A 22,116-nucleotide genomic window follows, 5' to 3' on the forward strand; every position below is an offset into this window, starting at 1 on the left:
GAATTGTAACAGAGACCGATTTGAACTTCAAGCCTATATATCGGTTGAATAAAAAAGGCCCCCACAACACCAAAATAAACAAAAACTCGCAAACGGGGGTGCCATCTTGCAAAAATATGTTCAAGCCGTCTATAAACATGATCCGTTTCACCTTTTTTCAGCAGAGCATGTGGTGACATTAGCAGTGATCGCCGTCTTGGCCATTCTGTTGTTTTTGTTCCGCCAGACGGTCAAGCGGCCTAAACTCAGCCAGTTTTTGCGCTATTTGTTTGTGTTTCTGCTGCTTGGCTCGCAAATCGGTTATCAAATATGGATGATCGCCGCGGGCAGGTGGTCGGTGCGGACTTCATTGCCTCTCCAGCTTAGTGACCTGTCGGTGTATTTGTCGGCCATTATGCTGGTGACCAAAAGCAGGAAGCTGTTTGTATTTTTATACTTTGTCGGCATCGGCAGTTCGATTCAGGCTCTTGCCACTCCTGATCTCGGTATGTTTTCTTTTCCGCATATCCGATATATCCTCTTTTTTATTTCGCACGGATCTGTGTTTCTCTCCTGCCTGCTGATGACGGTAATTGGGACGTACAGGCTCAGACAGCGTTCTTTGTGGGTGACCGTCCTCATTGTCAATGTGTACGGGGTCTGCATTTATTTGCTTGATCGCTGGCTTGGCGCGAATTATATGTATTTGACGAAAAAACCGGGGGGCTCTTCTCTTTTGGATGTTCTCGGGCCGTGGCCGTGGTATATCGCCTCGGCTGAAGCCATTACGATCGCATGCTTTTACATTCTTTATTGGCTTTATCGCAGGTTTAAAACATGACGCCTTTTTTGTTGTATAGCACATTCTGTCTAAAAAAGTATTGATGAATAGTGTTTAATTTTCTGAAATCGGGAATGTAACTTGTACAACACAAAGGGAGATGAATACCATTGAAGAAAGATGAAATTATGCATATCGTGTCATGCGCTGATGATAATTATGCTCGTCATTTAGGTGGAATGTTCGTTTCTTTATTGACAAATATGGACCAGAACAGAGAAGTAAAGCTATATGTGATTGATGGAGGAATCGAGCCTGATAACAAAAAAAGGCTGGAAGAAACCACATTGAAATTCGGCGTGCCGATTGAATTTTTAGAAGTGGATGCCAACATGTATGAACATGCGGTGGAAAGCAGCCATATTACAAAAGCGGCGTATTACCGCATCTCAATTCCTGACTTAATTAAGGATGAGAGTATCAAACGAATGATTTATATCGATTGTGATGCAATTATTCTGGAAGATATTTCGAAACTGTGGGATTTGGATATTGCGCCATATACGGTCGCTGCAGTTGAGGATGCGGGGCAGCATGAACGCCTGAAAGAAATGAACGTCAGTGATACAGGGAAGTATTTTAACTCAGGTATGATGATTATTGATTTTGATTCTTGGAGAAAGCAAAACATCACTGAAAAAGTCATCAACTTTATCAATGAAAACCCGTCTGAAGACTTTCTTGTGCTTCACGACCAAGATGCGCTGAATGCGATCTTGTATGATCAGTGGTATGAACTTCACCCGCGCTGGAACGCTCAAACTTATATCATATTAAAACAAAAAACGCCTGCGACGCTGTCAGGCCAGAAGCTTTATAGAGAAACGAGAGAGAACCCGGCCATTGTCCACTTCTGCGGCGGAGAAAAGCCTTGGAATTCCAATACAAAACACCCGTATCGCGACCAGTATTTCCATTACATGTCGTATACGAAGTGGAATACAATCAGCAATCCGGCGATCAACCAATAAACTGAATATAAAAACGCTTTTGATGATCTCAAAAGCGTTTTTATTTTGCCTCAGCGTGCGACTGACCGTTGGTAAAATCGCTGAATATGCATGGCGATATAGCATAATTCTTTTTCAGGAAACACAAAGCCGTATTCCTTCTTCACAAATGTACCGATGCTTAGGGCACACAGGAATGCATCCTTAAACTTCTCTTTAATAATGTCGATCATTTCTGCGTCCAGCTCGTAAATGGATTCGCCCGCTTTTATATGCTGGATCGCAAAGCGGAGATGGGTCACAAGCCGCTCATAAGAAATGGTATCTTCTACAATATTGATTGATAGCTGAATTTCAATAATCTCAATGATATCACGGATCATAGTTGTAATATCAAGCGTCTGTGTCATATCACCGGCATTGTTTCTTGCTGTGTGGATATGCATGGCGATATTGCCGATTTCATCATCAGGAATGTGTATCCCCAGTTTATCTTTAATCAGCGCTCTGGCCCACAAGCCGATCTGAAATTCCTTGGGATAAAGGACTTTGATTTCATTCAGCAGCGGATTTTTGATCACCATTCCATTGCTCAGGCGTTCGATCGCAAAGGAAAGATGGTCTGAAAAAGCGACGTGTATGCGCTCGTTGATTTTAATGTTCAGCTCTTTTTCGGCATGGGAGATAATTTGCTCGGAAATCTGAATATGGTCTTCCGGCAATGTTTCTAAAATCTCTTCGAACTGCTTATAGTCAGCTGTGTCTTTTCTGACAAAGGTTTTTTCTATTTTTGACGGATCGACAATATCATTTTTCTTTTTGTCGAACGCAATTCCTGCACCTAAGAGAATCTTCTCTTCACTTTGATCCTTTACGACGATAGCATTATGATTTAAGATTCTTTTAATTTTCATAGCTTTTTTTGTCCTTTCATCCCCCGTTTTATGAATGAAAACGAATAAATCCAGTTATTCTGTCTCTTCTTTAAACCCGAGAAACAATGTAGCTATAAAAGCAGAGACGGCCGCGATCAAAAAACCGATCATATAATGAACAAAATTGGCGGCGCCGAACGGCAGCACGATTGAAATCATCGGAATGCCTGTCAGCCCGTAGGAATTCGACACGACATGTACCGCAACCACGTATGCTCCGCCAATAGCGCCGCCGATGGCAGCTCCGATAAAGGGACGGATCAGTTTGACATTTACCCCGAACACAATGGGCTCCACTATGCCTAAAAACGCGGTGAGGGCAGCGGGGAGCGCAATTTTTTTCAGGCTTGATTGTTTCGTTTTGAAAAAGACCGCAAGTCCCGCTCCGCCTTGGGCCACATTCGCCATCGACCATATCGGCACTAAAAAGTTCACACCGACATGCGGGTCAGCAAGCAGCGTTGCTTCAATCGCATAAAAGCTATGATGCAAGCCAGATAGAACGACAGTGGAGTAGATGCCGCCGAATAGGGCACCTGCGGCAATGCCGGCGTGATCATAAATATAGACAATCGACTGTGTCATGATCTGGCCGATGATGGAAGCGGCGGGATTCATGACAATCAGTGCGAGGCATCCTGTCACCATGACTGTAATAAAAGGAATGATGATGACATCAAGCGACTTCGGCACAATCCATTTTAGTAGCTTCTCAATTCTGCTCATGACATAAACGGAAAGAAGAATCGGGATAATGGAGCCTTGATAGCCCATCATTGGAATATGAAGCCCCCATATGTCTAAGGAAGCAGGGGTTTTGCTGCCGAGCATAGACGGGTCCAGAAGATCGGGATGCGTCAAGAGCCCTGCTAACACTGCCCCTAAATAGGGATTGCTGCCAAATTGCCGTGCGGCACTGAAGCCAACCAAAATCGGCAGCAAAATAAAGGCTGTGCTGGACACGAGGTCGAGCATTTTGATCCAAGGGCTGCCGGCTGCAAACCAGTGAAACACCTTAATCATGCCAATCAGCCCCATGAGCAGGCCGCTTGCTGTGATTGCCGGGATAATCGGCACAAAAATATCGGACAGCGTTTTCGCGAATGCTGCGACAGGGGTCAGCTTCCGGCTGGCCTTTTTCTGTTGAACAGGCTCCTCAGAAGGCGCGGCCTCCCACACTTGAACGACTTCTTTATATATTTTGTTGACGACGCCTGCTCCGAAGATAATCTGGAATAACCCATATCGGAAAAAGGTGCCCTGCACACCTTGTAGATGTTCAATGGCATGTATATCGATTTTCGTCTCGTCTTTTACCTCAAAACGAAGACGGGTCGTACAATGGCTGATGCTGATAATATTGCTTTTTCCTCCTGTGAGGAGAAATAATTCTTTTGCAATCTCTTTTTGCAAGCAATCAAAACCTCCTTTGCTGCAGAAAAGTCGGCTTGTTCATCGTATCAAATGAAAAGTTGACAATCAAAATGAAAAAAGTGAGAAATACCGGCTCAAAATGACAAAATGAGCAGGGACAACAAAAAATGCCCGCGTCGGTGACGGAGCATGAAAATAGGAATAGGGGTTGTCCATGGCGCCGTTATGAGCCCAACACGAAAAGAAGGGTAAAAAATGCCCTGTTTATTAGGCACTAATACTCCCTTTACATCATTGGGTCTTGCCTGCTGACCAGTCACAATCCCTCCATATGTGGCGATAACTGTAATAACGTACATTTTATGCTGTTCATGGCTGGATAGCAATAGTAGGAAAAGCCTGCGCGGTGTATGGGAAAATGGTTGTGTGTGATGTTCTTGCAATGGAAAAAACCTTTAAAACCTAGAATACAAGTCTTAAAGGCTTTTTGGTTACTTTTTCGGTTTGACGGCATTTAACCGTTTTTGCAGCTTTGTTTTTTCATTGGATTTTTGTAATTGATTCACTGCAGACTGAGCGGATGTCTTTGCTTTTTTCGTTTTGGCTTTTTCCGCTTTCTTCACTTTTGCTTTGGCAGTTTCAACTTTTTTCACTTCGGCTGCGGCCGCTTTTTTCTTCACTTTGTCTAACCGTTTTTGCAATGACGTTTTGTCCTTGCCTGATTGAAGCTGATTGACGGCTGATTGTGCTTTTGCCGCATTGGCATGAGTTGATTTCTTTTCTGCTGCAGATACGGATTGCTTCGCCGTTTTCAAATTGGTGCTTTTTACTTTGGCAAGGCGCTTCTGCAGGGACGTTTTTTCTGAACCTGCCGGCAGCTTGCTGACTGCTGATTGTGCGCTGTTAACATCTGTTTTCTTTTTGCTTTTTTCCGCTTTCGCCACTTTCTCTTTCGCCTGCTTTGATGCGATATAGCGTTTTACTTGGTTTAAGCGTTTTTGCAGGTTCTTTTTGTCTGTTCCGTTTGGCAGCTTGTTAATGGCAGCTTGTGCTGTATCAACGGTTTGCTGAGTTTTATATTTTTGAGCTTTTACGACTTTGTCTTTCGCATCTTTTACATTTCTGAATGACTGTACTTTATCCAGTCTTTTTTGCAGGGCCGTTTTGGCGTTAGAATTCGGCAGCTGGCTGACGAGTTTTCTCGCTTTGTCGATATCTGTTTGTGTTTTTGTTTGTTCCGCTTTTTTCACCGCTTGCTCTGCCTCAGCGTATGCAGAATCTGCTTTCTGCGCTTTATACTGGATCATCCCATAGCCAAAATGCTGATCGCGGCCTGTGGTTCCAAGATCAATGATATTTTTTTTCATTTCTGCGCGCAGCTGCACGTTTGTCTCGGCAGGATTACGTTGCAGTAACAAAGCAAACATGGCAGCGGCGTGCGGTGTCGCTTGGGAAGTTCCGCTTCCTGTCGCATAGTATTGATGTAAGTAAGTGCTCGTGATGTTGGTTCCCGGCGCTGAAAATTCAACTTCATCTCCGGTAGTTGAGAATCCGGCAAGCTGATTCTTTTCGTTTGTCGCTGAAACGGCAACGACACTGCTGTATGCCGCCGGATAGTTCACTGGTTTGCCGTTCCCGTCGTTACCGCTGGCGGCAACGAGCAGAATGCCTTGTTCATATGCTTTGTCCACGGCGTTATGAAGGATTTGGCTGTCTGAGGTCGTGCCAAGGCTCATATTGACGATGTCCATCCCGTGTGTGATCGACCAGTCGATTCCTTGGAGAAGGCTTTGAAGATCCCCCGAACCGTTCTGATCAAGCGCTTTAACCGCGTATATTTGAGCTTCCGGTGCGATGCCGTTAATTCCGTAGCCGTTATGCTTGGCTCCGATAATCCCAGCGACATGTGTTCCGTGGCCGTTATCATCTTTGTAAGAAGAGGTGTAACTGGCAGCTGAAAACCCGCCGGCAATCGACAGGTCTTCGTGGGGAGAGATCCCGCTGTCAATAACTGCGATTTTGACACCTTTGCCAGTCAGTCCTGCTTTCCAAGCCTGTTTCACTTGAATGGGTTCAAGGTTCCATTGTTCAAAATTTTCAGTGTCCTCAGTGTCGTCTGTCAGCACTTTGAAATCTGTGCTGCCTGCTGCGGTGAATGAGACATTGTTTTCGACATACAAAATATCAGGATCCTGTTTTAATTCTTTCACTGTCTCCTGATCAGCTGTGACCGCTACCGCGGGAAGATGCTTATACTGCTGTTCAACCTCTGCATCGCTGTCAAGGACGGTTTCCTTGCCGGCCTTATTTTTATAAACCACAATAACTTCTTTCCCGCTGCTGTTTTGCGCATGCGCGAAAGGGCCTATGGCGAGAAAACTGAAAAACAGAGTGACTGATATGACAAGCTTGCACGACACGTTTTGCATGATTCATCTCCTTCTTTCTATGATGTTTGATATATATATCGGAGAAAAAAGAGAGTTTAATAGTTAGGAGGAAAAATTTTTTCATTGACAGGACTGTAGAGCAGAACGCAGGTTTTTTCCGCAGGAAGAGGAAATTTTCCAAATGAATTTGTAAGCGTTTTCAAAATAAGATAAAGAAAACATTGCGAAGGTTGTTTACAAAGCAATGCAAAAAGGGGGCTTTTCAGATGAGCGCATTCACTCGGGTGATGGAAGAAAAAATCATGCCTGTCGCTGGGAAAATTGCCGGGCAGCGGCATCTCAGCGCTTTGCGTGACGGCATTATCCTGACCATGCCGCTGATTATTATCGGGTCTGTCTTTTTGATTTTAACGAGCCTGCCGATTCCCGGTTATGCTGATTTCATGGCGAGTGTGTTTGGAGATCAGTGGGCGGATAAGCTCGGTTATCCCGTTAATGCTTCATTTGATATTATGGCGATGATCGCCGCTTTTGGAATCGCCTATCGTCTTGCGGAAAGCTATGGTGTAGATGCGCTGTCGGCCGGCGCGATATCAATTGCCGCATTTCTGTTGGCAACGCCGTTTGAGGTGCCATTTACGCCGGATGGATCAACGGAATCCATCTTTGTTGGGGGCGGAATTCCGATTACATTGCTTGGCAGCAAGGGTTTGTTTGTCGCTATGCTGATCGCTTTGTTTTCGACTGAAATTTACCGGTACATTATTCAAAAAAATATCGTCTTCAAAATGCCAGACGGCGTGCCGCCGGCGGTAAGCAAATCATTTGTCGCGCTGATTCCCGGATTTATCATTGTGTTTCTCGTGTGGCTGGCGCGTCTTCTGATTGAAATGACGCCTTTTCAGAGCCTGCACAATGTCGTTGGAGACTTGCTTGGCACACCGCTTTCCATCCTTGGAGGCAGTCTCGGCGGAAGCCTGATCGCTGAATTTGTGCAGATGTTGCTGTGGTCGTGCGGGATTCACGGAGCTTCCATCATTGGCGGAATTATGGCGCCGATTTGGTATGGCGCGATGGATGCCAACCGTCTCGCGTTCCAAGCGGGAGAGGCGATGCCGAGTATTTTTACGGCCCAGTTTTTTCAAATTTGGATTAATGTCGGCGGAAGCGGAGCGACGCTGGCGCTTGTCCTGACAATGCTGGTACGCTCCCGGAGCAAACAAATGAAGCAGCTGGGCCGATTGGGGATTGGTCCTGCGCTATTTAATATCAACGAGCCGATCATTTTCGGCATGCCGATTGTCATGAACCCGCTCCTCATCGTTCCATTCATCATCGCGCCGCTCCTCACGATTACAACAACTTATATCGGCATGAGCACCGGACTGGTGGCAAGGCCGGCGGGAATCGCCGTGCCATGGACGATGCCGCCGCTCATATCAGGCTATCTGGCGACTGGCGGAAAAGTGTCCGGAGCCGTTATGCAGCTGGTGAATCTTGTGATCACCTGTGCGATCTACTATCCGTTTTTCAGAATATGGGACCATCAAAAATGGCGGGAAGAGAGTGCGGGTGTAGCTGTGGATAAGAATGTTTTGTGATTATGTAAGCATTTAATTAACGAAAAAAAGCAGCGTTATGCTGCTTTTTTCTTACCGCTGAAAGAACTCAATCCACTCACCGTCAGGACCTTCGATATAGAAATAACGGTATCCGTTTGGAAGTGTTGTGATCTCTTCGTCGATAAATTTCGCGTTCATTCTTTCCGCTTTTGTATATTCAGCCGCGATGTCATCCGTCAGCAGGGCAATGTGGTGCACTTTTCCTTCGGCGGGAAGCTCGCTGCTGTAGCCTTGAATCAGTTCGATTTCTGTTTCCGGCCCGTCTTCAAAGCCAAGAAAAGCAAGCTCGATTATACCGTTCGTGTGAGTGATGCGATCCTTCAATTTCATGCCGAGAACCTCTTCATAAAATGTGATGGACGCGTTGATATCCCTTACCATAATGCCTGTATGGTCAATTCGTTTTGCCATGCTGCTCCTCCTCGTAACTCTTTTTGTCTATCGTAGAAAAACCTTTCCTTTCTGTCAATGCAGACATCTTGGCGTTTTGTGGTACGATAAGAGAAAGCAAACAGAAAGAGGACGAACAGATATGAAGCTACTCACTCTAAAGAAAGCACATGCTGCAAAAATCAAAAAAGGCTATCCGCTCATCGATAAGGAAGCTCTCGCAGGGAGTGCGGGGCACGTGAAAGAAGGAGACCTCGTTGATATCGTGTCAGAGAGCGGCGAGTTTCTCGCGCGGGGTTATTACGGCCTGCAAAACAAAGGGGTCGGCTGGACGCTTACCCGCAATAAACAAGAACAGATAGACCAAGCATTTTTTCTCAGCAAATTAACTAAAGCGATCGAAGCGCGCGCCAAACTTTTCGCGGCTCAAGACACAACAGCTTTCCGTATGTTCAATGGTGAGGGTGACGGCATCGGCGGCGTCACCATCGACTATTATGGCGGGTATCTGCTGGTTCAATGGTACAGCAAAGGCATTTACGCCTTTAAAGATATGCTGATTTCCGCTTTGGATGAGCTTGATCTGGATTATAAAGCGATTTACGAGAAAAAACGCTTCGACACGGCTGGGCAATACGTCGAAGATGATGACTTCGTGAAGGGGAAAAGAGGCGAATTCCCGATCATTATTCAGGAAAATGGCATTCAATATGCGGTAGATCTGAATGAAGGCGCCATGACAGGCATCTTTTTGGATCAAAGACATGTACGCAAGGCGATCAGAGACCGCTATGCAGAAGGAAAAACCGTCTTAAACACGTTTTCTTATACGGGGGCATTCTCCGTGGCAGCTGCGCTTGGCGGAGCGGAGAAAACAACAAGCGTGGACGTGGCAAACCGGAGCATGGCCAAAACGATCGAGCAATTCAGCGTGAACAAGCTCGATTACGAGGCACACGACATTAAAGTGATGGACGTCTTTAACTATTTTTCGTACGCGGCGAAAAAGAATCTGCGTTTTGATCTGATTATTCTCGACCCGCCTTCCTTTGCGCGCACAAAAAAACGCACCTTTAGCGCGGCTAAGGATTATAAAAACCTCCTGAAGGAAACGATCGCTATCACAGCTGACAAGGGCGTCATCGTTGCTTCCACAAACAGCAGCGCCTTTGGCATGAAGAAATTCAAAGGCTTTATCGATGCCGCCTTTAAAGAAACAAATGAACGCTACACGATCATTGAGGAATTTACGCTGCCGGAGGATTTCAAAACGATTTCGGCGTTTCCGGAAGGCAACTATCTAAAAGTGGTCTTTCTGCAGAAAAAATAAAGCAAAAAGCTGCCCTGTTCAGGAGCAGCTTTTTTTATGTAGAAATGATCTGCTGGACGCGGCCGATGCGGCCATCTTCAAGCCGGACTTTAATGCCGTGCGGGTGATAGCTTGATTTCGTCAAAATATCCTTCACTGTGCCTCTCGTCAGTTTTCCTGTTTTTTGGTCTTCTTTCAATACAATATCCACCTGTAAACCTTTCGAAATGCTTCTTCGCTCTTGCCCGTTCATCGCGCTCATCCTTTCTTTTATTCATTATAGTCATTATGGTTTAAAAGTAACAGCCGGCTGATGAAGTGTATTTTTGTTTTTTTCAGCCCTCATTAAATAGAATGTCAGCCCAAAGCCTGCTATGCTCAGAATGCTAAAAAGCAGGTAGACTGCGAAGATGGACACGTAGTCAAAAATGTACCCGCCCGCAAATGTACAGAACCAGTTGCCGAATCCATTGCCGATGGCCGCGTACATGGTTAACGCCGTCGCTTCAACGTGGCTTGGGGTGATTTTTTTCACGTATTGAAGCGCCGCCGGGATAAATAAACCGATGGCCACTCCCTGAAGAAAGACTGTCGCATAAATGATCCATAATGAAGGCGCTGTGAAATAGAGCGCCCACCTGAATAATGAGACCCCGCCTGACAGCATAATGACATTGAGCAGCCCCATTTTATCTATAAATGTTTGGGCGAATCGCATAAATGGAATTTCCGAGATCACGCCGATAAAAAATAAAATGCCGATAGCGGAAAGGGACGCGCCGCTTTTGTCCAGAAAAAGACTGAAATACGTATTGTTCGCTAAGTTTGGAGCAAATGTCGTAAAGGTGATGATCATAAAGATGAGGAACGTTTTGTTGCTGATAAGCTCCCGGAATCCTTTGCGGATATTGACCTTTGTTTTTGTCTTCTGCTGGCCCGGCATTTGTGAGGCCAGTATGGCGGCAATACAGAGAAAGGCACAGCCAAAAATAAAGATCACGTGAATGGGGTACAGCTGATTCGTCACCTGTCCCATGACAAACACGGCGACGCCGAAGCCCAGAGAACCAAACAGGCGGATTCCGCCGTAGTTGCCGTTTGTTTCTTGAGTGTACCTTAGTGAAATGCTGTCCGATAATGGAATAATCGTGCTTTGAAAGACTGCAAAACAGGCCGCAACTAAAATAAAAAGAGGAAACCCGTCAAATGCAATATAGCCTAATCCGATGATGCCTGTGATTGCTGTGCAAACCGCCAGCAGGCTTTTCGTTTTTTGCGTATAGTCGCTCAGCATGCCCCAAAACGGCTGAAAGAAAATCATCACAATCGGGCCGAGTGACATGATCAAGCCGACCTGTGCTCCGCTTAAATGCTGTTCTTTCGTTAAATACATGCTGAGTAAGGGGATCATGCTGCCCGTGCCGAGAAAGGCAAACAAATAAAATCCTTTTAACGCGGCGTAATGCCGTCTCACCTGCAAGTTATGCATGGGGGTGCCTCCTTTAGTATCCACAAATTACATTATATTGTAATCTGCCAGCTTTTCAATAAGGAGAAGCACATAAAAAAACTGCCCTCGAGAGGACAGTTTTTTCTTACATAAATGAAAGTAAAAACGGCGCCGCGCAAAGCGTCATAATCGCAGCTAAGATCATCGACACACTGGAAATCGTGCCGGACACAGAGCTGAGCTCAAATGCTTTTGACGTTCCCGCTCCATGTGCGCTTGTGCCGAGCAGCACGCCCCGCGCGATTTCGTTATCAATACGGAAATAGCGGATGACCATTGGGCCAATTACTGTGCCTAACAAAGCGGTCAAAATCACAAACACGGCTGTGACGGCAGGCATTCCGCCGATCATTTCAGATACGTTCATAGCGATCGGCGTTGTCACTGATCTCGGGACGAGGCTGTCAATTAAGCCGGTGCCGAGGTGAAGCCATTTCGCAATAAGAGCAGTTGAAATAATCGCGATGCATGAGCCGACGGCTACGTTCAAAATAATTTCCACTGCGTATTTCTTCAAAACAGGGAAATATTTATATAGCGGGATCGCAAAAGCTACGGTGGCCGGCTGAAGCATATCGGTCAGCAATTCGCCGCCAAGATTATATGACTCGTACGGGACATTCACCAGCAGCAGCAGACCGACTAACACAGCGGGCGTTACCAATAGCGGAGACGTATAGACACGCGGAAAGCGTTGATATACCTTTTTTGCTCCTACATACACCAAGACCGTTAAAAACAAACTTACAATTCCGATGAACACGTATGCTTTTTCTCCTTTCTTTTTGCAATGATTTGTGTAAGCGTTCCTGTGGACACCATCACGACAAACGTGCTGATGATGACAACAAGCAGAATGCTGACGCCAAATTTCGACATAATGTCTCCGTATTCAATCACTCCGACGGCAGACGGGATAAAAAATAAAAGCAGCTCCCCGAGAAGCCACGCCGCGCCAAGCTCTATCCATTCAAGCTTGATAATCTTAAAGTGTAATAATGTGAAAATAATCACAATCCCAATAATACTGCCGGGAATATTTATATGAAGAAGGGCTGTCACCCAATTAATCAGCCGGGCAAATATAAATAACAGAGCGATTTGAATAACGGTTAGCAGCAGTTTTTTCATATTGATGCCTCCCTTATATTCATATTGTACATAAGGTCTCGCTATAGGTAAAATATATATTAAGAATAATAAGTATTCCTTTTGTCTATAGGAAGGGTGAAGCACATGGATATCCGCCATTTAACATACTTTTTGGAAGTCGCCCGTTTAAAAAGCTTTACGAAGGCTTCCCAATCTCTTTATGTTTCGCAGCCGACGATATCAAAAATGATCAAAAATTTAGAAGAAGAGCTCGGAATTGAGCTGTTTTACCGGAACGGCAGGCAGGTGGAACTGACTGACGCCGGGCAGAGTATGTATGTGCAGGCGCAAGAAATTATTAAATCATTTCAAAACCTGACGTCAGAATTAAATGATATTATGGAGGTCAAGAAAGGTCATGTGCGGATCGGGCTGCCGCCGATGATCGGGTCGGGATTTTTCCCGAGAGTGCTCGGCGATTTTCGTGCAAACTATCCGAATATCACCTTTCAGTTAGTCGAAGACGGTTCTATAAAAGTCCAAGAAGGTGTTGGGGACGGCTCTCTCGATATCGGCGTTGTGGTTCTTCCTGCAAACGAAGACATCTTTCATTCGTTTACAATCGTAAAAGAAACCTTAATGCTTGTCGTTCACCCATCCCATCGGCTGGCAGAAGAAAAAGAGTGCAGGCTGCGTGAGTTGAAGAACGAGCCTTTTATTTTCTTCAGGGAGGATTTTGTCCTGCACAATCGAATTATGACCGAGTGTATCAAGGCTGGATTCCGGCCTCATATCATTTATGAAACCTCACAATGGGATTTTATCAGTGAGATGGTGTCAGCCAACCTGGGAATCGGGCTTTTGCCGGAACGAATCTGCCGCGGGCTTGATCTGGAAAAAGTGAAAGTCATCCCGCTTGTTGAGCCGGTCATCCCTTGGCACCTCGCCATTATTTGGAGAAAAGACCGCTACTTGTCCTTTGCGGCCAGAGCTTGGCTTGAACACACGAAATCGTATTTATGGGACCCGAAAAAAGAAAGTAAAGGATGATGCAAACATGGATGCACAATCAGCTGCAAAATGTCTTACTGCTGTCCGCCGCCACAGCCCTCTGGTGCACAGCATAACCAACAATGTCGTTACGAATTTCACAGCGAACGGACTGCTCGCCCTCGGCGCATCCCCCGTGATGGCGTACGCGAAAGAAGAGGTCGCCGACATGGCGAAGATAGCGGGAGCCCTTGTTTTAAATATCGGTACGCTGAGCAAGGAGTCAGTCGAAGCGATGATCATCGCGGGAAAATCAGCCAATGAACATGGCGTCCCCGTCATTCTTGATCCTGTCGGTGCCGGAGCAACACCGTTCCGCACCGAATCAGCGCGTGACATCATTCGTGAGGTGCGCCTCTCTGCGATTAGAGGAAACGGGGCGGAAATTGCCCATACCGTCGGCGTGACCGATTGGCTGATCAAAGGTGTGGATGCGGGAGAAGGCGGAGGCGACATCATCCGCCTGGCTCAGCAGGCGGCACAAAAGCTCAACACGGTCATTGCGATCACTGGCGAAGTCGATGTCATAGCTGACTCGTCAAACGTATATACCCTCCATAACGGCCACAAGCTGCTGACGAAAGTGACAGGCGCCGGATGTCTGCTGACTTCCGTTGTCGGTGCGTTTTGCGCTGTCGAAGAAAATCCATTGTTTGCTGCTATCGCTGCCATTTCTTCATATGGGGTCGCAGCCCAGCTTGCCGCACAAGAGACAGCTGACAAAGGTCCGGGAAGCTTTCAAATTGAATTGCTGAACAAGCTATCATCTGTTACTGAACAAGACGTCCAAGAACTGGCGACAATAGAAAGGGTGATTGTCTCATGACACGTATTTCTCGGGAAATGATGAAAAAGTTATTGTCTGTTTACTTCATTATGGGGTCAAACAATACGAAAGCCGATCCTGTCACAGTCGTACAAAAAGCGTTAAAAGGCGGCGCCACGCTGTTCCAATTTCGTGAAAAGGGCGGGGATGCGCTGACAGGGGAGGCGCGGATTGAATTCGCTAAAAACGTGCAGGAAGCCTGCCGTAAAGCCGGCGTTCCTTTCGTTGTCAATGATGATGTGGAGCTGGCTCTGAAACTGAAGGCTGACGGTGTCCACATCGGCCAGGAAGACGCCAGCGCAAAAGAAGTAAGAAGTGCTATAGGCGATATGATTCTTGGCGTTTCCGCCCATACAATGTCTGAGGTGAAGCAAGCTGAAGAAGATGGAGCGGATTATATCGGACTCGGGCCAATCTACCCGACAGAAACGAAAAAGGATACGAAAGCCGTACAGGGTGTATCTCTTATCGAAGCGGTTCGCCGCCAAGGCATCGGCATTCCAATTGTCGGCATCGGCGGCATCACAATCGAAAATGCCGTACCTGTTATCCAAGCGGGGGCCGACGGTGTCAGTATGATCAGCGCCATCAGTCAAGCGGATGATCCTGAGGGTGCCGCACGCAAGTTTTATGAAGACATTCAAACGTATAAAAAGGGTAGATAAGCGTTCTTATTTCTTCGAAAGGCTGTTCCGTAATGGACAGCCTTTTTGCCGTGGCATCAAGGTTTTCAGACCTTCAAATTTTAATTGACAAAAAACAGGAACTGGCTATGATTATGTTATACAATGATAATCATTTTCAATTATAGGAGGAGCATGATGACTCGGGGGCTGGCGCTTATTTTATTTAGCTTGTTGATGGTTTTCGGTTCTGCGGCATATGCGGAAGACGATCCGATCGCTGCGCTGATTCAATTAAACAAGCAAATGACCGAATCCGTAAAAGACGGAGATACGGAATCGGCACAACAAACGTTTGAAACATTCAAGGCAAAGTGGAAAAAAGAAGAACCTTCTATTAAAAAGGAAAACCTTTCTTCCCACAGCAAAATGGACTCGAATATCGCGATGATTTCTCTTTCTTTCATTAATCAAGATGCAGATAAACTCAAAACGCAGCTTGAAGAGCTTTCTTCTCATCTAGAAACCTATCAGCAGGCTGTCGTGCTGAAAAAGACATCCTCGGGTCAATCAAGGGCGTCCTTAACAGCCTATATTCAAAATTTAAAAGACACAAAAACGTTAATAGAGCAAAACCGATTGGATGAAGCGTCATCCGCAATCGACAATTTAATTACATCCTGGCTCGCTGTTGAGGGAGACGTCGTTTCCCAATCGAAAGAAGCCTATACGACATCAGAGGAAAATCTGGCGCTGATGAAGGCTGAGATCGGCAGCCATCCCGAAAAGGTATCAAAGCAAATTGACGACATGATCCAATTGCTCGAGCCGATCGCTTCAAGCAGCTACAGCTGGTGGGATGCTGCGTTGATCCCGATTCGTGAAGGGATGGAGGCGCTGCTAGTCATCGGGGCGCTTTTGACCATGACAAAGAAAGCCCGTGTCACGCGTTCCTCGGTATGGATCTGGGGTGGAGCGTCAGCCGGCATGGTTATTTCCTTGACAGCCGGCATCGGTGTCACGCTTCTGTTCTCCTCCAGCGTATTCGGAGAAAACAACTTCTTGCTTGGCGGCGTCACCGGCGTACTGTCCGCTCTCATGCTTTTATATGTCGGGGTGTGGCTGCACAGAAACGCCTCAATGGATAAATGGAGAGAAAAAATCAATATCCAGAAGTCACAGGCGCTTAAAAAACGAAGCCTGCTTTCCTTTGCGCTCATTGCATTTCTGGCAGTTGTAAGAGAAGGGCTCGAAACAGTCATCTTTTTCATCGGCCTTGTCGGGAAGCTCCCGCTCACTGAGCTGATCGGCGGAACTGCCGCGGGGCTTGTCGTTCTCGTCATCGTCGGTGTTCTAATGATCAAGCTCGGAATGCGTATTCCATTAAAGCCGTTTTTCCTGCTGTCCATGGCGGTCGTCCTGTATATGTGCGTGAAATTTCTCGGAACAGGCGTTCACAGCCTGCAGCTGGCGGGCATTCTACCGTCTGATGCGGAGAGCTGGCTGCCGTCTATATCGGTGCTTGGTGTTTATCCGTCCGTGTACAGCGCCATTCCGCAATTGCTGATTTTACTCTTTTTACTGATTGCGCTTATCTCAGAAGCGGCAAAATATTTTACAAACGGAAAGGAACTGACAAAATGAATTTCACAAAAATCGCTGTATCAGCAGGCTGCATCCTTGCGCTAGCAGGCTGCGGAGCTAATGAGACATCCTCAACCAAAGAAAAAGCTTCATCTGAAAAAAGCGGGGTTACTAAAGAGATCGCCGCATCTGTAGATAAAATGGAAACCATGATTTCCAAGCTGAATGATTCAGCGGAAAAAGGAGACCAACAAGAGATCGAAAAAAAGGGGAAAGAGTTAAACAGCTACTGGCTTTCCTTTGAAAATGATATCCGCAGCGATTATCCGTTCGAGTATACAGAAATCGAAAAGCACCTTCAGCCCATCTATACAGAAGCGCAAAAAGACAAACCAGATACTGACAAAATCAAGACGGAATCCGAGTCATTGAAAGCATCCTTAGAAGACCTGACAGAAGCGAAGAAGAGCAGCAAAAAGGCAAGCGAACAGCTGGCAAAGGCAGCGGACGAATATAAAGACTATGTCAAAGAACAGAGCGATCAGCTTGTAAAAGCGACGGAAGCATTTACAAGCGCTGTAAAATCAGGCGATATCAAAAAATCTAAAACGTTATACGCGAAAGCGCGTGTTTATTACGAACGAATCGAACCGATCGCTGAAAGCCTCGGTGATCTCGATCCGAAAATTGACGCCCGTGAAAATGATGTAGAAGAAGGGGGCAAATGGACAGGTTTCCATAAGCTTGAGAAAGCCATCTGGAAGGATAAAGATATTTCCGGGGAAAAGGCAATAGCTGACCAGCTTCTCAAGGATGTAAAGGAGCTTGACGGTTCAATTGAATCACTGACATTAACACCTGAACAAATGGTAGCAGGCGCGATGGAGCTTCTGAACGAAGCCGGCATTTCGAAAATCACGGGAGAAGAGGAGCGCTACTCACGAATTGATTTAGTCGACCTCATGGCGAATGTGGAAGGCTCCGAAGCTGTTTATCAAACAGTAAAAAGCGCGCTTGTCAAAGATCACTCTGACCTGACGGAAAAACTGGATACGGAATTCAGCGAATTTGAAGTTTTAATGGCAAAATACAAATCAAATGATCAGTCTTATACGTCTTATGATAAATTAAGTGAAGATCAAATCAGAGAGCTGAGCACAAAGCTGACGACTCTTTCTGAAACCATGTCGAAGATTGCGAATGTGCTATAAAAGGAGTTTTGTAACAGCATGAGCGATGAACAAAAAAAGCCAGAACAAATTCATAGACGGGACATTTTAAAATGGGGAGCGATGGCAGGTGCGGCCGTTGCGATCGGTGCCAGCGGACTCGGCGGTCTTGCCCCGCTTGTTCAGACTGCTGCTAAGTCATCAAAAAAGGATGAGCAAGAGGAGGAGCAGGCCGTCCCGTTTTACGGAAAGCATCAGGCCGGAATCACAACTGCCCATCAGACGTATGTATATTTTGCCGCGCTGGATATAACAGCAAAAGAGAAGAGCGACATCATTACATTATTCAGAAACTGGACAAGTCTGACACAGATGCTGACGTCAGGAAAGAAAATGTCAGTTGAGCAGAAAAATCAATATTTGCCGCCGCAGGATACAGGTGAATCTGCTGATTTATCCCCTTCCAATTTAACGATCACATTCGGATTCGGGCCTGACCTTTTTGAAAAAGACGGAAAGGACCGCTTCGGGCTGAAAAACAAAAAACCGAAGCACCTTGCCGCTCTTCCAGCTATGCCGAATGACAACTTGGATGAAAAACAGGGAGGCGGAGATATCTGCATTCAAGTATGCGCAGACGATGAGCAAGTGGCGTTTCACGCGCTGAGAAATCTGCTGAACCAAGCGATCGGCACCTGTGAGGTCCGCTTTGTGAACAAAGGCTTTTTAAGCGGAGGGAAAAATGGCGAAACGCCGCGCAATCTCTTCGGGTTTAAAGATGGAACAGGCAACCAGAGCACGAAGGATGATACCTTGATGAACTCGATCGTGTGGATTCAGTCCGGTGAGCCTGACTGGATGACGGGCGGCACCTATATGGCCTTTCGGAAAATCAAAATGTTCCTTGAGATATGGGACCGTTCTTCCCTCAAGGATCAAGAGGACACCTTTGGGCGCAGAAAAAGCTCGGGGGCGCCTTTCGGCCAGAAAAAAGAAACAGACCCTGTGAAGCTGAATCAAATCCCGTCAAATTCACACGTCAGCCTTTCCAAATCTACGGGAAAACAAATTTTGCGTAGGGCTTTCTCTTACACAGAAGGACTTGATCCGAAAACCGGCTATATGGATGCGGGCCTCCTGTTTATCAGCTTTCAAAAAAATCCCGACAATCAGTTCATCCCCATGCTGAAGGCCCTTTCGGCAAAGGATGCGTTAAACGAATACACGCAAACAATCGGTTCCGCTTTATATGCATGCCCAGGCGGCTGCAAAAAGGGCGAATATATTGCCCAGCGTTTGCTGGAATCATAAAAGAAGCCTTTATCGGCTTCTTTCAGCGTGTCGACAAACCCTCGCATTCGTTGTCAAGCCTGTGCGTTGGTGCTCACGAATTAGAGCATTCGCTCCGCTCCAATGCTCGGCTTTCCTAGACTTCAAGGGTTTTCAATCACGCTGAAAGGATGACAAAATCCTAAAACTGTATCGTTTTAGGATTTTGTCAACAATCTGAAAGAAGCCTTTATCGGCTTCTTTTTTAAAAAAACATTTGTAACTTTAATAGTTACAGTTTAAAATCAACCTATACGAAAGGAGATTATCATGACAGTACACATCAAAGTTTATTCAGATTACGTCTGCCCATTTTGTTTCATTGGCAAAGCCGCTTTTGAAGAAGCGATTAAAGGAAAGGATATTGAAGTCGAGTGGATGCCGTTTGAACTGCGCCCAAGCCCATCTCCAAAGCTTGACCCGGTCAATGATCCTTCCAAGCAGTACATGTGGCAGACATCAATTCAGCCAATGGCGGAGAAATTAGGAGTCGAGATTAATTTTCCAAACATCTCGCCTCATCCATATACAGATTTGGCGTTTGAAGGCTTTCACTTTGCAAAGGAATACAATAAAGGACATGAATACAATACCCGTGTCTTTCAGGCATTTTTCCAAGAGGGCCAAAATATCGGCGACATTGACATCTTGACGAAGCTTGCCAAGGAAGTGGGGCTAGACGGAGCTTCATTCAAATTCGCACTGGACTTAAGAACATATCAGGACGTGCAGCGCCAAGCCTTAAAACACGCCTACGAAGAGGCTGACATCACAGCCGTTCCAACCTTTATCATTGGCGACACCGTGATTCCGGGTGTTGCCGGCAAGGATGTATTTGAAAAAGCGATTTCTGAGGAACAGCAGAAAAAGTAAGGAAAACTCTCTATACAAGAGAACTCAGGCTGTCGAGAGTACCTCGACAGCCTTTTTTGGATTTCAAGCACAGATTGGTTTTTCCTATTTCTTTTTTACTCTTGATCCATATGAATGCCGGTATGCGCCTTCACCTGTATTTCCGCAAACGTATCTTCATCAACTGTTTTATCTGACGACAGCACCGTTCCAAGCCACGCGCCGAGGAAGCCGAGCGGGATGGAAATAATGCCCGGATTGGAAAGCGGAATGAGCGGATCGCCGATAAAAACAGCACCTCCGGACGGATCCCACACACTAGGGCTCATCGACACAAGCACAAGCGCGCTGATCAGGCCTGTCAGGCTGCCCCATAGAGCGCCTGAGGCATTGAATCTCTTCCAGAAGACCGTAAACACAATCAGCGGGAGGTTTGCGCTGGCCGCCACCGCAAACGCAAGTGCGACAAGGAACGCTACATTTAAAGACTGTGCAAAAATCGCAAGAAGAATGGAGAGCACTGACACGGCGACAGAAGCCCATCTGGCCGCTTTCATCTGTTCTTTTTCAGTTGCTTCTCCCTTTCTGATGATTTGGCTGTAAATATCATGGGCAAACGCTGAGGCGGCAGACAGCACCAATCCGGTCACGACAGCTAAAATGGTTGCGAAGGCGATGGCTGACACAAACGCAAACAGAAAATCTCCCCCGAGCGCTTTCGCCAAAAGCGGAGCCGCCATATTTCCCGCTTGGTCAGCCGCCGTAATCGCGTCAAAACCGACAAACGCAGCCGCGCCAAAGCCGAGAAACACCGTCATAATGTAAAACACGCCGATAATCCATGTCGCTGACACAACAGATGTCCGGGCCGTCTTAGCATCCTTAACGGTATAAAACCGGATCAAAATATGAGGAAGCCCGGCAGTTCCCAGCACGAGTGCCAAATTTAACGACAAAGTCTCAAGCGGCACCTTGTATTTATTTCCGGGATTTAAAAAATCAGCGCCAAGCGGAGTGGCCGTTTTCATCTGCTCAAACATGGTATTAAGGTTAAAGCCGAATTTTGAAAACACGATGATTGAAATCACGAGTGTGCCGGCCATCAGCAAAACCGCTTTAATGATTTGAACCCAGCTTGTCGCGATCATGCCGCCAAACACGACATAAATGGTCATCAGCACTCCGACGATGAGAACCGCCACGGTATAATCCAGCCCAAGCAGCAGTTTGATCAGCGCACCGGCCCCCACGAGCTGGGCGATCATATAAAAAGTAGAGATGGCAATGGTATTCAGAGCCGCGACGCCGCGGATTTTCTTTTCCTTAAAACGAGCCGCAATCATGTCAGCCATCGTATACTTCCCAAGATTCCGAAGCGGTTCCGCCACGATGTACAAGACAACGAGATAAGCCACCAGAAAACCGATGCTGTAAAAAAATCCATCAAATCCATATAACGCAATCATTCCGGCAATCCCGAGAAACGAGGCTGCAGACATGTAGTCGCCGGCAATTGCCAGTCCATTCTGAACACCGGTGAGCCCGCCGCCAGCCGTATAAAACTCACTCGTCGTTTTCGTCTTCTTCGCGGCAAAATAGGTGATGACAAGCGTTAGGCCGACGATTGCTAAAAATAATAGAAAAGCAGTCATATTCATGTCTGTTCACCCTTCAAATCTTCATTTAAAGCGCTTACATATCTGTCGAAATGAGCTGCCCTTCGGGAATACACCGTACTCAGTATCCAGGTCATGGCGAATTGGGCGATAGCAAACAGCCAAGCCCATGAAACAGCTCCAATGGCCGGCGCATTCAAAAAGGTGAAATAAGACGTCAAAACAGGAAGTGAAAAATAAAAGACGAAAAAGAAAATCGCAGAAGGAACAATAAAAGCGTGTTTCTGCTTTAAAAAAGCTTGGAAAGACGGCGTTTCAGCAATCTGTTTGTAATCAGCTTTGTACATGGCTATCCTCCTTTTATTGACTAAACGTAAGCAAAAAGGTACACCAATAGGTATGTACTGAAAGTCTGATTTATGCATTGAAGAATATCTGAAGAATGAAAAAAGAAGGAAGTCGTGAAGATAGGAACGCAATTGGCAGAAAGACAGGCGAAGGTTTTCCAGCTCGGCCGCGTATATACGAGTTTGCTTTCAAAACCTCACCGAATGCAGCTTGTTCTCAGCAAAGCTGCTGTTGCCAGAGCCTGGTTATGGATGTTCGCATCACCTCTTAATGACAATGCATGTGCCAAGAGGTGACCGCATCACCGGCTGTCTGTCGTATGTTAGC

The 22,116-nt window shown here is 46.3% G+C and carries 22 protein-coding genes; 12 read left to right on the forward strand and 10 right to left on the reverse strand.

The annotated features are described in order from the left end of the window. Window positions 1-106 precede the first annotated feature (106 nt). Window positions 107-820, forward strand: coding sequence for a YwaF family protein (locus tag V6D44_RS06645; RefSeq protein WP_087993217.1), 714 nt, complete (start codon window positions 107-109; stop codon window positions 818-820). Between the two features lie 110 nt (window positions 821-930). Further along, the gene (locus tag V6D44_RS06650; RefSeq protein ID WP_333516369.1) at window positions 931-1,791 is read left to right on the forward strand and encodes a glycosyltransferase family 8 protein; all 861 of its coding nucleotides are present in this window, start codon (window positions 931-933) and stop codon (window positions 1,789-1,791) included. A gap of 50 nt (window positions 1,792-1,841) precedes the next feature. On the opposite strand, the gene sacY is transcribed toward V6D44_RS06650, so the two are convergent. The 3 genes from sacY to V6D44_RS06665 all read right to left on the reverse strand — a co-directional run bounded on the left by sacY (window position 1,842) and on the right by V6D44_RS06665 (window position 6,508). After that, the gene (sacY, locus tag V6D44_RS06655) at window positions 1,842-2,684 is read right to left on the reverse strand and encodes a transcription antiterminator SacY (RefSeq protein WP_087993215.1); all 843 of its coding nucleotides are present in this window, start codon (window positions 2,682-2,684) and stop codon (window positions 1,842-1,844) included. 54 nt (window positions 2,685-2,738) lie between these two features. Further along, complete coding sequence (gene sacX / locus V6D44_RS06660; protein ID WP_087993214.1) at window positions 2,739-4,118, reverse strand: SacY negative regulator SacX; 1,380 nt, start codon at window positions 4,116-4,118, stop codon at window positions 2,739-2,741. A gap of 452 nt (window positions 4,119-4,570) precedes the next feature. Further along, window positions 4,571-6,508 (reverse strand): S8 family peptidase, encoded by a 1,938-nt coding sequence (locus V6D44_RS06665; RefSeq protein WP_202327871.1) that lies wholly within the window; start codon window positions 6,506-6,508, stop codon window positions 4,571-4,573. A 227-nt stretch (window positions 6,509-6,735) separates the two neighbouring features. Between V6D44_RS06665 and celB the strand changes: the two genes are divergently transcribed. Next, the gene (gene celB, locus V6D44_RS06670; RefSeq protein ID WP_087993212.1) at window positions 6,736-8,070 is read left to right on the forward strand and encodes a PTS cellobiose transporter subunit IIC; all 1,335 of its coding nucleotides are present in this window, start codon (window positions 6,736-6,738) and stop codon (window positions 8,068-8,070) included. A 51-nt stretch (window positions 8,071-8,121) separates the two neighbouring features. Here celB and glxA read toward each other — a convergent pair whose 3' ends face one another. After that, complete coding sequence (gene glxA, locus V6D44_RS06675; protein ID WP_087993211.1) at window positions 8,122-8,502, reverse strand: glyoxalase GlxA; 381 nt, start codon at window positions 8,500-8,502, stop codon at window positions 8,122-8,124. A 121-nt stretch (window positions 8,503-8,623) separates the two neighbouring features. Between glxA and V6D44_RS06680 the strand changes: the two genes are divergently transcribed. Continuing rightward, window positions 8,624-9,811, forward strand: a complete 1,188-nt coding sequence (locus V6D44_RS06680) for a class I SAM-dependent rRNA methyltransferase (protein ID WP_202327872.1) — start codon at window positions 8,624-8,626, stop codon at window positions 9,809-9,811. 34 nt (window positions 9,812-9,845) lie between these two features. On the opposite strand, the gene V6D44_RS06685 is transcribed toward V6D44_RS06680, so the two are convergent. From V6D44_RS06685 to V6D44_RS06700, 4 genes are all read right to left on the reverse strand, one after another. Continuing rightward, complete coding sequence (locus tag V6D44_RS06685) at window positions 9,846-10,043, reverse strand: YwbE family protein (RefSeq protein WP_202327873.1); 198 nt, start codon at window positions 10,041-10,043, stop codon at window positions 9,846-9,848. A 33-nt stretch (window positions 10,044-10,076) separates the two neighbouring features. Further along, entirely contained in the window at window positions 10,077-11,279 is a 1,203-nt protein-coding gene (locus tag V6D44_RS06690; RefSeq protein WP_087993208.1) for an MFS transporter, read from the reverse strand. Between the two features lie 106 nt (window positions 11,280-11,385). Next, window positions 11,386-12,063 carry a CidB/LrgB family autolysis modulator gene (locus V6D44_RS06695; RefSeq protein ID WP_087993207.1) on the reverse strand — a complete coding sequence of 226 codons (678 nt, stop codon included), beginning with the start codon at window positions 12,061-12,063 and terminating at the stop codon, window positions 11,386-11,388. Continuing rightward, window positions 12,045-12,431, reverse strand: a complete 387-nt coding sequence (locus V6D44_RS06700) for a CidA/LrgA family holin-like protein (protein ID WP_087993206.1) — start codon at window positions 12,429-12,431, stop codon at window positions 12,045-12,047. Before V6D44_RS06700 ends, V6D44_RS06695 begins: the two co-directional genes overlap by 19 nt. 105 nt (window positions 12,432-12,536) lie before the next feature. Between V6D44_RS06700 and cidR the strand changes: the two genes are divergently transcribed. The 7 genes from cidR to V6D44_RS06735 all read left to right on the forward strand — a co-directional run bounded on the left by cidR (window position 12,537) and on the right by V6D44_RS06735 (window position 19,846). Then, the gene (gene cidR, locus V6D44_RS06705; protein ID WP_087993205.1) at window positions 12,537-13,442 is read left to right on the forward strand and encodes a cidABC operon transcriptional activator CidR; all 906 of its coding nucleotides are present in this window, start codon (window positions 12,537-12,539) and stop codon (window positions 13,440-13,442) included. Window positions 13,443-13,449: 7 nt separating this feature from the next. Continuing rightward, window positions 13,450-14,268: a hydroxyethylthiazole kinase gene (thiM, locus tag V6D44_RS06710; protein ID WP_087993204.1), complete on the forward strand. Its 819-nt coding sequence runs from the start codon at window positions 13,450-13,452 to the stop codon at window positions 14,266-14,268. Next, window positions 14,265-14,933 (forward strand): thiamine phosphate synthase, encoded by a 669-nt coding sequence (gene thiE, locus V6D44_RS06715; RefSeq protein WP_087993203.1) that lies wholly within the window; start codon window positions 14,265-14,267, stop codon window positions 14,931-14,933. The genes thiM and thiE overlap by 4 nt, the downstream gene beginning before the upstream one ends. 156 nt (window positions 14,934-15,089) lie before the next feature. Beyond that, on the forward strand, window positions 15,090-16,535 hold the full coding sequence (locus tag V6D44_RS06720) for an FTR1 family protein (protein WP_087993202.1): 1,446 nt from the start codon (window positions 15,090-15,092) through the stop codon (window positions 16,533-16,535). Then, a complete protein-coding gene (gene efeM / locus V6D44_RS06725; protein WP_087993201.1) occupies window positions 16,532-17,686 on the forward strand; it encodes an iron uptake system lipoprotein EfeM in 1,155 nt (384 codons plus the stop codon). Before V6D44_RS06720 ends, efeM begins: the two co-directional genes overlap by 4 nt. 18 nt (window positions 17,687-17,704) lie before the next feature. Beyond that, complete coding sequence (gene efeB, locus V6D44_RS06730) at window positions 17,705-18,955, forward strand: iron uptake transporter deferrochelatase/peroxidase subunit (RefSeq protein ID WP_087993200.1); 1,251 nt, start codon at window positions 17,705-17,707, stop codon at window positions 18,953-18,955. Between the two features lie 288 nt (window positions 18,956-19,243). Then, entirely contained in the window at window positions 19,244-19,846 is a 603-nt protein-coding gene (locus V6D44_RS06735; RefSeq protein WP_087993199.1) for a DsbA family oxidoreductase, read from the forward strand. A 95-nt stretch (window positions 19,847-19,941) separates the two neighbouring features. Here the strand turns inward: V6D44_RS06735 and V6D44_RS06740 are convergent, their stop codons facing one another. Together V6D44_RS06740 and V6D44_RS06745 are read right to left on the reverse strand one after the other, a co-directional pair. Next, the gene (locus tag V6D44_RS06740; RefSeq protein WP_333516370.1) at window positions 19,942-21,483 is read right to left on the reverse strand and encodes a solute symporter family protein; all 1,542 of its coding nucleotides are present in this window, start codon (window positions 21,481-21,483) and stop codon (window positions 19,942-19,944) included. After that, window positions 21,480-21,788 carry a DUF485 domain-containing protein gene (locus tag V6D44_RS06745; protein ID WP_333516371.1) on the reverse strand — a complete coding sequence of 103 codons (309 nt, stop codon included), beginning with the start codon at window positions 21,786-21,788 and terminating at the stop codon, window positions 21,480-21,482. Before V6D44_RS06745 ends, V6D44_RS06740 begins: the two co-directional genes overlap by 4 nt. A gap of 114 nt (window positions 21,789-21,902) precedes the next feature. Here V6D44_RS06745 and V6D44_RS06750 point away from each other — a divergent pair, with 114 nt between their 5' ends. Beyond that, the gene (locus V6D44_RS06750; RefSeq protein ID WP_333516372.1) at window positions 21,903-22,085 is read left to right on the forward strand and encodes a hypothetical protein; all 183 of its coding nucleotides are present in this window, start codon (window positions 21,903-21,905) and stop codon (window positions 22,083-22,085) included. Window positions 22,086-22,116 lie beyond the last annotated feature (31 nt).

Origin of the sequence: Bacillus sp. 0209A, from assembly GCF_036765095.1 — a bacterium.
Classification (GTDB): Bacteria; Bacillota; Bacilli; order Bacillales; family Bacillaceae; genus Bacillus; species Bacillus subtilis_G.

What these genes read in the sequence shown, in the direction of transcription:
- celB (WP_087993212.1), top strand. Translation starts at nt 6,736, where the DNA reads ATGAGCGCATTCACTCGGGTGATGGAAGAAAAAATCATGCCTGTCGCT.
- glxA (WP_087993211.1), bottom strand. Translation starts at nt 8,502, where the DNA reads ATGGCAAAACGAATTGACCATACAGGCATTATGGTAAGGGATATCAAC.
- sacY (WP_087993215.1), bottom strand. Translation starts at nt 2,684, where the DNA reads ATGAAAATTAAAAGAATCTTAAATCATAATGCTATCGTCGTAAAGGAT.
- cidR (WP_087993205.1), top strand. Translation starts at nt 12,537, where the DNA reads ATGGATATCCGCCATTTAACATACTTTTTGGAAGTCGCCCGTTTAAAA.
- V6D44_RS06740 (WP_333516370.1), bottom strand. Translation starts at nt 21,483, where the DNA reads ATGAATATGACTGCTTTTCTATTATTTTTAGCAATCGTCGGCCTAACG.
- V6D44_RS06735 (WP_087993199.1), top strand. Translation starts at nt 19,244, where the DNA reads ATGACAGTACACATCAAAGTTTATTCAGATTACGTCTGCCCATTTTGT.
- V6D44_RS06745 (WP_333516371.1), bottom strand. Translation starts at nt 21,788, where the DNA reads ATGTACAAAGCTGATTACAAACAGATTGCTGAAACGCCGTCTTTCCAA.
- V6D44_RS06720 (WP_087993202.1), top strand. Translation starts at nt 15,090, where the DNA reads ATGACTCGGGGGCTGGCGCTTATTTTATTTAGCTTGTTGATGGTTTTC.
- thiE (WP_087993203.1), top strand. Translation starts at nt 14,265, where the DNA reads ATGACACGTATTTCTCGGGAAATGATGAAAAAGTTATTGTCTGTTTAC.
- V6D44_RS06680 (WP_202327872.1), top strand. Translation starts at nt 8,624, where the DNA reads ATGAAGCTACTCACTCTAAAGAAAGCACATGCTGCAAAAATCAAAAAA.
- efeB (WP_087993200.1), top strand. Translation starts at nt 17,705, where the DNA reads ATGAGCGATGAACAAAAAAAGCCAGAACAAATTCATAGACGGGACATT.
- thiM (WP_087993204.1), top strand. Translation starts at nt 13,450, where the DNA reads ATGGATGCACAATCAGCTGCAAAATGTCTTACTGCTGTCCGCCGCCAC.
- V6D44_RS06685 (WP_202327873.1), bottom strand. Translation starts at nt 10,043, where the DNA reads ATGAACGGGCAAGAGCGAAGAAGCATTTCGAAAGGTTTACAGGTGGAT.
- V6D44_RS06690 (WP_087993208.1), bottom strand. Translation starts at nt 11,279, where the DNA reads ATGCATAACTTGCAGGTGAGACGGCATTACGCCGCGTTAAAAGGATTT.
- efeM (WP_087993201.1), top strand. Translation starts at nt 16,532, where the DNA reads ATGAATTTCACAAAAATCGCTGTATCAGCAGGCTGCATCCTTGCGCTA.
- V6D44_RS06700 (WP_087993206.1), bottom strand. Translation starts at nt 12,431, where the DNA reads ATGAAAAAACTGCTGCTAACCGTTATTCAAATCGCTCTGTTATTTATA.
- V6D44_RS06665 (WP_202327871.1), bottom strand. Translation starts at nt 6,508, where the DNA reads ATGCAAAACGTGTCGTGCAAGCTTGTCATATCAGTCACTCTGTTTTTC.